Below are 13,113 nucleotides of genomic sequence, written 5' to 3' on the forward strand. Positions count from 1 at the left end.
TTTTACTCTATGCAATATTCCTTTAATATTCTTTCAAGATTCCCTTTTTCACTATAATTTTGACCATTAAAATCAAAATATATTACGGGATATTTCGTCCAAGGGCTCTTGTTATTTGTTTCTAAATCTTCGATAGCTAACCCCTTAAATAATTCCTGCTTCCCTTCAAAATAGGCCTTCATCGTTGAAAGCAATAAACTTTTTCCAAAGCGACGTGGGCGACTCAAAAAATATGGAACATTATTCTGCGCCAAATCATAAATATATTTTGTTTTGTCTACGTAACAGAAATCATCTTCACGTATCTTTTCAAATGATTGTATTCCAACTGGGAGTTTCATGTTTTCAATCTCTTTCTAATTACAAGTGGTCGCTACATTTAATTATATGAAATAGTAATGGAGACATCAATTTTTTCGTAATCAAAATTAATACTTCACAATAAAAAAAGTTCTTTTGACACCTCAAAATAAATCACTTGGAGCAATGACTCCTGATTTCTAGTAAAGACGGTAACACTTTGTATGAATTGTTACCTTTTTTACTATAAATTAGGGATTATATAAATATAGATAGACAATCTGATGTTATTACTATAATTATATTTTTGCCGTAGGCATTCTTTGGAGAAGCATAAAGCGGAGGTGAGCGGTATGGTATTAACTGAATTCGATGAAAAAGTCTTTGCTGATGATATGCGCGAAGAAGGTCGTATAGAAGGTCGTATAGAAGGCCGTACTGAAGAAAAATTAGAAAATATCAAAAAGCTCATGAACAATTTAAATCTCACAGTGGAGCAAGCCATGGAAGCATTGGATGTTCCAAAAGCAGACTATGATAAGTTCAAGGCAATGCTATAAAGATATTCTCAAAGTTTAGCAATATGCTTAAATAAAATCATCCCCCATTAATGACATTGGCATTAATGGGGGATTTATTGTTTAAGAAATGTATTAAATTTATTTTGCAGAAATCGTACCATCGCTGCCTACAGCTACATTAGTCGAGATGCTTTCTACATAGGAATAGCCTGAATCATCGATGCTTGTGTTAGCGCCGGTTGCAGTGATAGGGATGATGCGGTAGGTGACATTGTCATTTTCATCTAGGGTGACTTCAACAGCACCGCCGCCACCATGTTTGATGTTTTGATTGAATATAAAATTGCCTAAGCTGTAAAAAATTGGTTTGCCATTGTACATTTCCACTGGCTGGAGACAGTGGCTGTGCATTCCGATAACTGCATCTGCGCCGGCATCTATAAATTTGTGTCCGTCATTTGTCTGATAGTCCGTGAGCTCGGTGGTGTGTTCCACGCCCCAGTGCACCATGACAAACAGATAATCCACCTGGCTGTCAGCAGCTTGTATGGCTTCTAGCAATCTGGTTTCATCATAGAAGCAGAATTCGCCAGGCTGAGAGGACTCTACATTCCAGCTTGCCACTGGAATTACATGGCTTGCTGCTAGGAATCCGTATTTACGGCCTTTGGCATCTGTTTTAATTATCAGTTTGGCAGCCTCATCTACGCTGTTGCCAGCACCTGTATATTCAATGCCTGCATTTGAAAGTGTGGTAAAGGTATCAGTCAGAGCATCCTTTCCATAGTCCAACACATGGTTGTTGGCAAGGCCTGCAATGTCTACACCAAGGTCATTGAAAAGACTTACATAGGAAGGATTTACCCTGAAAGTGTATTGTTTGTCCGGAGCCTTTTGACCACGCTCTGAAAAGCAAAACTCGTTGTTTATCATTGTAAATGTGGCATCCCTCAAGAGACTTTGAACTTCAGGTGAACATACACCATCAGCTCCCTTTGAAGAGTAGTTGGACTGGACATATTCACTGAGCTCCACATCTCCAGTGAAAACAATCTTTGTGGTTAAATCTTCTGCGGTTATTTCAGGCTCTACCTCAGTCATTTCCTCCTGAGTCTCTTCTAATAATACATCTTCTTCAGGATTGATCTCTGTCACCTCAATAGTTTCATCACCGCGGATTTTTGCTAGTATTTCCTGACCCTTGTCTGAAAATGGGCCATCCACCCCGAAGGCGTACCAGCATCCTGCCAATATAAGAACGAGAATTAAAAAGGTTTTTAATAAAGCTGCAAAGAATCTTTTCATAATTATCTGAATTTATTCATAGATGGATCATAGTGATAATCGATTGATGCAAGCTTTGCGATTATCTCATCACCATCTATTTCATTATCCTCCACTAAAGCATCAAAACTACTATAATAATCGCGTAATGCGGTATTCACAGCGGAAAGCAGCATTACGGGGTCCTTTGGGAATTTCATTGTATTACTACCTCAAAAATAATATTAACCAAGTTATTTTAACACAGTTCATCTTATATAAACATAGGAGTATATCATAAATTCTCTCATTAAAAAGCATATTTGATAAAATTTTAACAAAAATACAAAAAAGTACAAAATTAAGAACATTAATCAAATCCACTGTTTTTTCATAAAAAAGTAGTATCATATCAAGTGGTTTCAAAAAACTAACACCTCTTTAGGTACCTAGCCAGGGAGGTTTGAATATTTATTAGAGAAAGAAAAGAGGAAATTAAAATGGCAGGATTTGGAGCATTAATCGACATCCTTAAAAAGGATCCAAAGAAAATCGTTTTTACAGAGGGTACAGACCCACGTATCATTGAGGCATCTAGCCGTCTTTTAGGTTCAGACTTCCTTCAGCCTATTCTTATTGGTAACGAAGAGGAAATCAAGGCAGCAGCAGAGGATGCTGGTTTTAACATCCGTGGCGCTGTTATCATTGACCCAGCAAACTATGACAGATTTGATGAAATGTGCGAGCTTTTCTGCGAACTCAGAAAGTCAAAGGGCGTTACAATGGAGCAGGCAAAGGCTACATGCTCTGCAGCAAACTACTTCGGTACAATGCTTGTAAAGATGGGCGTTGCTGATGCACTTCTTGGCGGTGCTACATACTCTACAGCAGATACTGTTCGTCCAGCACTTCAGGTTATCAAGACAAAGCCAGGCAACAGCATCGTATCTTCATGCTTCATCATGGTTCGTAACTCAGCTACAGGTGATAGAGAAGTCCTTGCTATGGGTGACTGCGCTATCAATATCAAGCCAAACGCTGATGAGCTTGCTGAAATCGCAGGTGAGACAGCAGAGTGCGCTAAAATCTTTGGTGTAGATCCTAAGATTGCTATGCTTTCATACTCAACACTTGGCTCAGGAAAGGGCGAGGATGTTGACAAGATGCGCGAAGCTACAGCAAAGGCTAAGGAAAAGTATCCTAACCTTGACATCGAGGGCGAGCTTCAGTTTGATGCAGCTGTATCTCCACGTGTTGCAAAGACAAAGTGCCCAGATTCTACAGTAGCTGGTCATGCAAATACATTTATCTTCCCAGACATCAACGCAGGTAACATCGGTTACAAGATTGCTCAGCGTCTTGGACAGTTTGATGCTTACGGTCCTATCCTTCTTGGACTTAATGCACCAATCAACGACCTTTCAAGAGGTTGCAACGCACAGGAAGTTTATTCAATGGCTATAATAACAGCTGCATTAGCATAAAATGCAGAGGGGAGGGCCCCATTTATGGGAGTTGCCCCGCTGCCACAAACCAGCCCCATTGGGCGAAGCCCAATTATAATGGCTGTGTTTTTTCCGTACATTTTATCCCCATCCAGTTTATGGATGGGGATTTTTGTCTTCTTTTCAAACTTTTATAACAGATATTTCATCATTGCTCATTAAAGTATAGGCGAGGATTGTTGTGTACATATGGAGCAAAATATGAAGCCTTTAATCAAATTTGAAAACGTAGGAAAAATATATCGCACAGGAGATGTGGAGTATGAGGCGCTACACGATGTGAATTTGACTATAGATGAAGGGGAGCTGGTTGTAATCTTGGGTCCTTCCGGGGCTGGAAAGAGTACTCTTCTTAATATGCTTGGCGGTTTGGACTCTGCCACATCAGGCACTATTACCTTTGGTGAAAAGGAAGTAACAGCACTGAACGATTATGAGCTTGGTAAATTTCGGGCTGTGGAGGTAGGGATTATCTTTCAGTTTTATAATTTGATTCCCACTCTTACAGCACTTGAAAATGTGGCTCTTATGGAGGAATTGGGAATAGATATCATGGATCCAATGGAAGCATTGAGGCTGGTAGATTTAGAACGAGTGGCAAACAATTTTCCGCCCCAGATGTCTGGTGGTCAGCAGCAGCGAGTTTCCATTGCAAGGGCTGTCGCAAAACGTCCCAGACTATTACTTTGCGATGAGCCGACGGGTGCTCTTGATACCAAAACGGGAAAAGAAGTGATGGAGCTTCTTCAGAAGCAAAGCCGCAAGGAGCATATCACGGTTGTCATGGTTACCCATAACAATGCATTTGCTGATTTGGCGGACAAGGTAATACTAGTCAAGAATGGAACGGTGACAGATATTGTAATAAATGAAAATCCAAAGACCGCTGATGAAATAGCTTGGTAAGGAGGCCGCTTCGTATGAAAAAAAATTATAAAAACATTGCAAAGGGAAAGGGCAAGCTGATTGCAGCCATAGTTGTAGTGGTGGCTTTGATACTTGGCGGGCTTTACTATTTTTCACCTGAAACAGTGGAGGTACAGCAAGCGGAAAAGGCTGACATCAAGTCCATTGTCAGTGAAACAGGGCACATAGCAGGTGATGATGAGGTTACGGTTTATTCTCCAGTGACAGGAAGACTATCCGAGATTTCATTTGCTGTAAATCAGCAGGTAAAAACAGGTGACATTCTTGCCCAGTTCGATTTAACTACCTTTGAGGATGATGTAAAGCAGGCTTCTGTTAATAAGGCTTCTCAGAGTGATGGCTATAATGCAGCAGTGGCGAAAAATAATCAGTACAAGAAAATGCTTGAAAAAGCATCAGTAGAGGGAGAGGCTAATCTTGGCATCATGGTAGGCCTTATGGAAAACCGTGATGGGCTGGATATCACAAGGTATTCCAAGGACTTATCCAACCAAAATAAGTTAAAGGAAATCGAGGCAAATCTCACAAACCTTTCAGCACAGATGCAGGTAGCTGAGGCAAACTATCAGGCGGTAGCAAGTGCTGGTGGAGATACAAGTGATGCCAGAGGTAGAGTTAACGATTTGCAGGGGCAGATTGAAAATAATAGAAAAAATTATTTGGCAACACCAATTGAGTCCATGAACACAGAGGAGTATGGCTTGTATTTGACCATTGGCAGGCAGCTTGATTTGATTGACCGATTTTATAATCAGAATGTTCAGGATAAAGCAATAGCAGAGCAGGCGATTGTCCCTGAGGCTCAGTTAAGGCAGTATTCAGATTTAGTGGAGCTTGCAGAACTTTCGGAGGAGCAGGCTAAGCGCGCCTTAAACAAGGCTACAGCAGGAGTGGTTTCTGGCTACGAAGGAACCATCGTTGAGAGAATGGTTGATCCCGGCGCAGTGGTTGCTGAGGGTACGCCACTCTTTAGGCTTCAACCGAGCACAGGCCTGAAAGCTAAGGTCATGATATCCAGATTTGATATAGGAAGCATTGAGTTAGGCCAGGCTGCGACAGCAACAATTGGCAATAATAAGTATACAGGCAAGGTGTCAGCTATCGCTCCAGTGGCAACCACCGATGCGTCAGGCAAGCCAAAGGTAGAGGTAACTGTTGAGCTCGATAAGGGGCAAAAACCAACTATTGGTCTTGAGGCTACGGTAGAAATAGAGACCAATAACGTAAAAGACACGCTATCGATAGCAGCTTTGTCTTTGTATTCAGATGATGAAGGAGACTATGTCTACCTTATCAATGATGGCGTGGTTGAAAAACGATACGTAACCATTGGGGTTAAGGGAAAGAATAATGTTCAGATTTTAGATGGAGTCTCTGAGGGGGAGCAGGTAATCACCTCACCGCTTACAGATGATGATATAGGAATGCGTGTTTCTACAAAATAGGTGTAGTCTATGCTTTTAAGAAAAGTATTTAGAGACTTAAAACAAAATGCTACTCAGTTTGTAGCAATTTTCATAATGACCTTCTTTGCACTGCTTGTATCTGCGGGATTTGATGCGAATGATACAGGAATTCTTTTGTCTGCCTCGAACTATTATATCGATTATAATTTCAAGGATTTAGAGGTGCAGGGTGACCTTTTTAATAATGGTCAAATCACTATGCTCTCTGATATGGATGAGATTGTAGCTGTGGATGGAGTATATCAGGCAGAGGGAAAGATTTCCCTAGATAAGGAAAGACCGCTGCTTGTAAATTACATAAGCAGTAATGATGTATCACGATTTTTATATGTGGCAGGAGAAGAATATAAGCCTGGTGCAGCAGGCGCCTGGTTAGAAGCGAGATTTGCAGAACCTATGGGGCTCAACGTGGGGGACTTCATTACCATAGATAGCGAGAGGACTATTCAGAGACAGGAGATAAAGGGATTGATTTATTCTCCGGAAATGGCATACTACGTTCCTAACAATTCATACTCAGAGCCGGAGTATGGAACCCATGGCTTTGTATATATGGATATTTCTCAAAAACCAGGAGACCCTTATATTTACTCTGGACTGAATATTGATTTGAAAGAGGTTAATGGTCAGGGATATTCTCTCACAGCAAAAGAGAAATCATATATGTCTGGAATGCGCCAGAAGATTTTGGACAGACTCGATAATCAGGAACTGATTGTTAGAACTAAGACTGAAACTGAAGTTTATAAATGGTTTATAACCTCTATAAATGATAATTCGGCATTGGGAATAGTATTTCCTCTGATTTTCATGATAGTAGCCTTGCTTGGTATTGTATCAACGATGACAAGGCTTACTAGCAAGCAGCGCATTCAGATAGGAACTATGAAGGCTCTTGGATTTTCAAAAAAGAAAATCACTTTTCACTATCTGTCCTATTCAGTGGTAATAGCAGGCTTGGGAGGAATAAGTGGTGCCATAGTTGGCAGATACACTTTAGGAACATTTTTATATGATACTCATATGTATTATTATGAAGATCCTTATGCAAGCTTGCAGCTTTCGTATAAGACCTTAGTAATGATAGGAATTGCCATTATACTATGTGCTTTTGCGACATATAGCTGTACCAGAAAGATTCTTGCTGAAAATGCAGCTGTTATTCTAAAGCCTGAAGCACCGAAGATGGGCGGGAAAAGCATCTTTGAAGGGACAGTATTCTGGCAAATTATCAGTTTTAGTACAAAGTGGAATATTAGAGACATTGAGCGCAACAAGCTAAGAACGCTAACAAGTGTTTTTGGAATAATGGTTACATCCATGCTGATTTTCACAGCATTCGGCTTCGGGGAGACAGTAAAAAAGCAGGTAGACTGGATGTATGGGACTACAATACCGGCAAAGTACCAGATTGCTTTTGCTGATGATGTAGGTGCAGATACAGTTTATGATTATGCATGTAAATATAAAGGGCAGCAGGCACAGAAAGTTTACGTAACTGTATGGTCGAAGAATGCAGATGCCACAAAGTATGTTTCTATTATTGATAGTGGAAATCTTTGTAGAGTTCAAAATGAGGACCTGGAATTTATAGATATTCCTAATGATGGAGCACTTTTTACTACAAAAGCAGCAGATTACTTAGGTGTAGCTGTGGGGGATACTGTTAGCTTCAGAGTCCCTAATGATACAAAACTATATACAGTGACAATCAAAGGTTTGGCTCGTCAAGCTGAGGAGCAGGGAGTGTTGATGAGCAGAACTGCATGGGAAAAAATGCAGGGTGATTTTCGACCTAATATCGTATATACGAATATGACTGTTCCATTGAATCTTCATGATAAGGATTCTCAGGTTTTGTCTGTAAACACTGCAGAACAGTTGAGACGAAGTTTGGAGGTTTCAAACCAAGTTAGTTATGCAATCTCTGGAGTTATTTCTATCATAGCAGTTGTTATGGGGCTGGTAGTACTTTACAACCTTGGAATTCTTTCATACTCAGAAAAGATAAGAGAGATTGCAACTATGAAGGTTTTAGGATTCCAGACAAAGACCATACAGATTATTTTGATGCAGCAGAATCTGACGATATCCATTTTGGGGGCGATTCTTGGAATTCCATTTGGTCTGATTGTGCTCTATGAATTGGCGGACTCGCTTTATGCAGAGGATTCTGACACTATTATCCAACCTGGTATAATGCCATATCTTGCAGCTGTAGTTGGAACATTACTGGTGTCCTACGTGGTTAATCTCTATGTTACCTCAAAGATAAAGGACATCGATATGGTGGAGGCTCTGAAAGGGGTGGAATAATTCTGGTAAAATAATTAAAATATAAACACAAAACACTCAGGAGAATAATTTAATGAGCAAATGGATATTACAACGCAAAGCTGCGGATTACGCGGGACTCAGTGCGCGCCTTAAGGTGGATCCAGTCATAGTCAGACTGATGGTCAACCGAGGTCTCAGCACTTGTGAGGAGATGGAGGAATACCTTCATCCTACCTTGGATAATTTCCCGAATCCGCATCTTTTTGCTGATATGGATAATGCCTGCGAGCTTCTAATGGAGGCCATCGATGATGGTGTGAAGATTCGCGTGGTGGGTGACTATGATGTGGACGGAATCATGTCCACTTATATTTTGACTACAGCCATCAGAGAGGCTGGCGGTGATGTGGATTATGCCGTACCCCATAGAATGGTGGATGGCTATGGCATCAACCCTGATATGGTGCAGCAGGCTTATGATGATGGTGTTAGCTTCATAATTACTTGCGATAACGGAATTGCTGCAGCACCAGCTATTGATTTGGCAAAGAGCTTGGGGATGACCTTTGTGGTGACAGATCATCATGAGGTGCCTTTTGAAATGGCAGAGGATGGAGTGACTAAGCTTCAAAAGCTTCCAAACGCTGATGCAGTGGTGGACCCAAAGCGTGATGACTGTGACTATCCTTTCAAGGGAATCTGCGGAGCCCAGGTGGCCTGGAAGTTGACAGAGGTGCTCTATGAATTCCTCGGTCTTGAGAAGGAAGCATCAGATGTTTTCCTTCAGTTTGCCAGCATTGCCACCGTCTGTGATGTTATGGAGCTAAAGGGGGAAAATCGCGCCACAGTTTATCATGGAATAAAAGCAATTGAAGCCTCAGACAATATTGGATTAAACGCTTTGCTTGCCCGTACAGAGCTTAAGGGTAAGCTGCTGAGCTGTTATCATTTGGGCTTTATTATAGGTCCATGCTTAAATGCCAGCGGACGACTTGATACAGCCACCCGCGCTATCGAGCTTTTGATGGAGACAGATCAGGCCAAAGCTTTAGCTACAGCCAATGAACTTGTTGAGCTTAATGCCCAGCGTAAAAATATGACTCAAATAGGCATCGACAAAGCCAAAGAGCTTATTGAAAACAGCGATTTGAAAAACGATAGAGTACTTGTGGTCTACATCCCTGAGCTTCATGAATCACTGGCTGGTATTGTTGCAGGCAGAATTCGTGAAAGCTACAGCAGACCGGTGCTTGTGATTACTGATGCTGAGGATGGGGCAAAGGGAAGCGGTAGATCAATTCCTGCTTATAACATGTTTGAGGAATTGACAGGGGTAAAAGATGTGTTTACCAAATTTGGTGGGCATCCCATGGCTGCTGGAGTATCTCTTCCTACTGAAAAAATAGATGAGCTTCGTCGCAGACTAAATGAGCGTTGCACCCTTACTGAAGAGGATATGCAGGAAATAATCAAGTTGGATTGTGATATGCCTCTTTCTTATATTACCGAAGAACTTGTGGACAGTCTTGATTTGCTGGCTCCATTTGGTACAGGTAACACAAAACCACTTTTTGCTCTTAAAAATGTACCTATCCTTAGTGCTACCCACATAGGAAAAGAAGGACAGTACCTTCGTTTGGCTGTAGGCACAGGAAATGGTCAGATGACAGCCATGCTGTTCAGAAAGGTGGAGGAGTTCGAGACACTGGTTACAGAAAAATTCGGCGCTTCTGCCTGGAACAATCTTTGTGCTGGTCAGAATACTGGCGTAACTATGAGTATTGTTTATGAGCCTTCCATCAATGAATTTCGTGGCAATAGAAGTATTCAGATTATGATAGAGGACTTTTGCTAGTGTGAATACTATAGCAGTGACTCCCATTAATTTTGGGGGTCATTCTTTTTTAAAGGGTTGTTTTTCTTTCCACCAACTCTGGTTTTAACAACACGTGAGCGTCCTTACGGCTGATAGTGCCATCTATAAGTCCTGTGAGAGTTGATGCGGCTATCTTTCCCAGCTCCTCTTGAGGGTGCGCTATAGTAGTGATTCCTCTGCTGCTAGCTAAAAGCGAGTTGTCGAAACCTGTAACTGAAATGTCATGTGGGACGTTTCTTCCAATATTGGTTAGACCTTTAATAATATCTGCGGCTATTTCGTCGTTGTAGCAAACAACTGCATGGAAGGGATGGCCGTATTCTATCAGGCGAAGAATTCCCTCCATAGGCTTCATTTTTTTATCTTTGGTGTGGAACCATATGACTAAGTCGGGGTCATATGGAATGCCAGCCTCCTGAAGAGCCTTCACATAGCCCTTGTGTCGTAAAATCCCCTGATTATCATCAGCTTTAAAAATTCCGGCAATTCTTTTATGACCTAGTTCTATCAGATGATTAGTGATTAATCGGCCACCCTCCACATCGTCAAGCATCACGTATGGTCTGTCCATCATTGCCTCGTAACAGCCCTGAATGAAAACGTATGGTATTCCCAGTGAATCCATCTGGTCATAGAGCACCTGATGCTGGCAGCTGATGGCACTCTGGCTTGGCTCGATAATCATTCCGTCTATATTTTTTGAAAGCAATTCCTCCATGCACCAGGCTTCCCCCTTGCGGGAATTGTTGGTGGTTTTTAAAAGGATGCTGTAGCCTTTGTCGGAGAGAACCTGATTGATACCCTGAATTACCATAGGGAAAATGTAGTCAGACATGTAGGTGGAAACCACGGCGATATTTTTGCTGTTTCCTCTTTTTATGATGCGCTTGGACACAAATGTACCACTGCCGTGTCTGGCATACAGCTCACCTTCCTGTTCAAGGGCACGAAGGGCTTTTCTAACAGTCTGACGACTGACCTTGTATTCGGCAGCCAGCTGATTTTCAGATGGAATTTTAGTGTCCACCGGATACTTGCCTGTGTTAATGGCTTTTTTAATATCTTTAATTATCATTTCATATTTATTGTTAATCATGTATTTATAGTATCAGATTGACATCAACTTGTACACTCTAAATGTGACTTGTACATAGTCGTAAATCCCATAAATTCAACAAATAATTAAATAAATATACAACTTGAGTGATACCATGTACAAGTTGTATTCTTTTCTTAAGGGATTTGAGAAATAGCAATACAGACAAGCTATTTCCTTTTGTTAGAAAGTCAGGGAGGTATTTTATGAAGACACAGCTTAACTACAAATTTTGGTTCTGTACTGGTTCACAGGACCTGTATGGTGATGAGTGCTTATCACATGTAGCAGCTCATTCACAGGAAATTGTAGAATGCCTGAACAAATCAGGCAGACTTCCATTCGAAGTAGTGTGGAAGCCTACAATGATTACAAACGAAGTAATCAGACGTACATTTAACGAGGCAAACAACGATCCAACATGTGCAGGTGTTATCACATGGATGCACACCTTCTCACCAGCAAAGTCATGGATTTTAGGACATCAGGAGTACAGAAAGCCACTTTGCCATCTCCACACACAGTACAATCGTGAGATTCCATACGAAACAATGGATATGGATTTCATGAACGAGAATCAGGCAGCACATGGTGATAGAGAATATGCCCACATTCTTACACGTATGGGCATCGAGAGAAAGATTATCGTTGGATATTGGCAGGACCCAGAGGTGCAGGACAAGCTTGCATCATGGATGCGCACAGCAATCGGCGTTGTAGAGTCAAGCCACATCCGTGTTATGAGAGTTGCAGACAACATGCGTAACGTTGCAGTTACAGAAGGCGACAAGGTTGAGGCTCAGCTTAAGTTTGGTTGGGAAGTAGATGCATATCCAGTAAATGAAATCGTAAAATCTGTTGATGCAGTATCTCAGTCAGATGTAAATGCGCTTGTTGATGAGTACTATGAGAAATATGATATTTGCCTTGAGGGCAGAGATCCAGAAGAATTCAAGAAGCATGTAGCTGTTCAGGCACAGATTGAGCTTGGCTTTGAGAGATTCCTTGAAGAGAAAAATTATCAGGCTATCGTAACACACTTTGGAGATTTAGGTGGATTAAAGCAGCTCCCAGGTCTTGCTATTCAGCGCCTTATGGAAAAGGGCTATGGCTTCGGTGCTGAAGGTGACTGGAAGGTTGCCGCTATGGTTCGCTTAATGAAGATTATGACCACAGGTATGAAGGATGCAAAGGGTACTTCAATGCTTGAGGATTACACATACAACCTTGTAAAGGGCAAGGAAGGTATCATTCAGGCTCACATGCTTGAGATTTGCCCAACTATCTCAGATGGTCCAATCCAGATTAAGGTTCAGCCACTTTCAATGGGCGACCGCGAGGATCCAGCTCGTCTTGTATTCCAGTCAAAGACAGGCAAGGGTATTGCTACATCACTTATCGATTTAGGTGACCGCTTCCGTCTCATCATTCAGGATGTTGATTGCAAGAGAGTAGAAAAGCCACTTCCAAAGCTTCCTACAGCTATCAACTTCTGGGAGCCACAGCCAGACTTCTACACAGGTACAGAAGCATGGCTCCTTGCAGGTGGTGCACACCACACAGCTTTCACCTACGACCTTACAGCAGAGCAGATGGGTGACTGGGCAGCAGCAATGGGAATCGAAGCCGTATACATCGACAAAGACACACGCATCCGCGACTTCAAGCGTGACCTTGCCCTTGGCAACCTCGTATACAGAAAGTAAAAATTCTGCTACTAAAGCGTAAGATTTTTGATTGTGGATACACCAGCGTATATTTAAAATGGTTGTTGTATTTAAGAAAGTTATAATATCTAGCAAGCGTCATATATCTTAAATGTCTCCGAAGATGTAATACTTGCTATTTCAATGAATATAGTGAAAACGATATTGAAATAGCT

The 13,113-nt window shown here is 41.5% G+C and carries 11 protein-coding genes; 7 read left to right on the plus strand and 4 right to left on the minus strand.

Translation table 11 applies throughout. The annotated features are described in order from the left end of the window. Window positions 1-2: 2 nt before the first annotated feature. Complete coding sequence (locus BLV53_RS04665; RefSeq protein ID WP_207646218.1) at window positions 3-341, minus strand: AAA family ATPase; 339 nt, start codon at window positions 339-341, stop codon at window positions 3-5. A gap of 312 nt (window positions 342-653) precedes the next feature. On the opposite strand from BLV53_RS04665, the gene BLV53_RS04670 reads away from it, so the two are divergent. Next, the gene (locus BLV53_RS04670) at window positions 654-860 is read left to right on the plus strand and encodes a hypothetical protein (RefSeq protein ID WP_090297791.1); all 207 of its coding nucleotides are present in this window, start codon (window positions 654-656) and stop codon (window positions 858-860) included. 99 nt (window positions 861-959) lie between these two features. Here BLV53_RS04670 and BLV53_RS04675 read toward each other — a convergent pair whose 3' ends face one another. Beyond that, window positions 960-2,126: a CapA family protein gene (locus BLV53_RS04675; RefSeq protein ID WP_090297794.1), complete on the minus strand. Its 1,167-nt coding sequence runs from the start codon at window positions 2,124-2,126 to the stop codon at window positions 960-962. Between the two features lie 2 nt (window positions 2,127-2,128). Then, window positions 2,129-2,305, minus strand: a complete 177-nt coding sequence (locus BLV53_RS04680; protein ID WP_090297798.1) for a DUF4250 domain-containing protein — start codon at window positions 2,303-2,305, stop codon at window positions 2,129-2,131. A gap of 279 nt (window positions 2,306-2,584) precedes the next feature. On the opposite strand from BLV53_RS04680, the gene pta reads away from it, so the two are divergent. The 5 genes from pta to recJ all read left to right on the plus strand — a co-directional run bounded on the left by pta (window position 2,585) and on the right by recJ (window position 10,114). After that, window positions 2,585-3,568, plus strand: a complete 984-nt coding sequence (gene pta, locus BLV53_RS04690; RefSeq protein ID WP_090297804.1) for a phosphate acetyltransferase — start codon at window positions 2,585-2,587, stop codon at window positions 3,566-3,568. Window positions 3,569-3,790: 222 nt separating this feature from the next. Further along, window positions 3,791-4,495, plus strand: coding sequence for an ABC transporter ATP-binding protein (locus BLV53_RS04695; RefSeq protein WP_090297807.1), 705 nt, complete (start codon window positions 3,791-3,793; stop codon window positions 4,493-4,495). Window positions 4,496-4,509: 14 nt separating this feature from the next. Next, window positions 4,510-5,961: an efflux RND transporter periplasmic adaptor subunit gene (locus BLV53_RS04700; RefSeq protein WP_090297810.1), complete on the plus strand. Its 1,452-nt coding sequence runs from the start codon at window positions 4,510-4,512 to the stop codon at window positions 5,959-5,961. Between the two features lie 9 nt (window positions 5,962-5,970). Beyond that, entirely contained in the window at window positions 5,971-8,298 is a 2,328-nt protein-coding gene (locus BLV53_RS04705; protein ID WP_090297813.1) for an ABC transporter permease, read from the plus strand. A 52-nt stretch (window positions 8,299-8,350) separates the two neighbouring features. Then, window positions 8,351-10,114 (plus strand): single-stranded-DNA-specific exonuclease RecJ, encoded by a 1,764-nt coding sequence (gene recJ, locus BLV53_RS04710; protein WP_090297816.1) that lies wholly within the window; start codon window positions 8,351-8,353, stop codon window positions 10,112-10,114. A gap of 49 nt (window positions 10,115-10,163) precedes the next feature. Here the strand turns inward: recJ and BLV53_RS04715 are convergent, their stop codons facing one another. Beyond that, complete coding sequence (locus tag BLV53_RS04715) at window positions 10,164-11,231, minus strand: GntR family transcriptional regulator (protein ID WP_090297819.1); 1,068 nt, start codon at window positions 11,229-11,231, stop codon at window positions 10,164-10,166. 206 nt (window positions 11,232-11,437) lie between these two features. Here BLV53_RS04715 and araA point away from each other — a divergent pair, with 206 nt between their 5' ends. Further along, window positions 11,438-12,937 (plus strand): L-arabinose isomerase, encoded by a 1,500-nt coding sequence (gene araA / locus BLV53_RS04720; RefSeq protein WP_090297822.1) that lies wholly within the window; start codon window positions 11,438-11,440, stop codon window positions 12,935-12,937. The last annotated feature ends 176 nt before the right edge of the window (window positions 12,938-13,113 follow it).

The organism is Pseudobutyrivibrio sp. ACV-2 (assembly GCF_900107545.1).
Lineage (GTDB): Bacteria > Bacillota > Clostridia > Lachnospirales > Lachnospiraceae > Pseudobutyrivibrio.